We start from the raw sequence: 208 nt of genomic DNA, 5'->3' as shown, positions 1-208 counted from the left end.
TAATGCAGCGTCACCAGTACGTAAAGCAGACATAGCGTCTTGTGTGTTACGAGCCCCAACATTTAATCCGCCTTCTTTTGCACGCATACGAGTAGCAATAGCTAAACCAGCTGCATCGTCAGCTGCACTGTTGATTGATTTACCGCTAGATAAACGGTTCATAGATGTATTCATTTTGTCTTGGTTTTGTCGCATGTACTCTTGTGTA

Annotated in this window: 1 protein-coding gene; it reads right to left on the bottom strand. The window is 43.3% G+C overall.

Annotated elements, in window-relative coordinates; genetic code table 11:
* Window positions 1-208: flagellin N-terminal helical domain-containing protein (locus MR170_RS32930; protein ID WP_481746809.1), on the bottom strand; the 208-nt coding region annotated here is incomplete at both ends.

The organism is Bacillus cereus group sp. BfR-BA-01524, from assembly GCF_022662595.1.
GTDB classification, from domain to species: domain Bacteria; phylum Bacillota; class Bacilli; order Bacillales; family Bacillaceae_G; genus Bacillus_A; species Bacillus_A thuringiensis_S.
The sequence above is the reverse complement of the archived record's forward strand: the minus strand, read 5'-3'. Positions and strand labels throughout refer to the sequence as shown.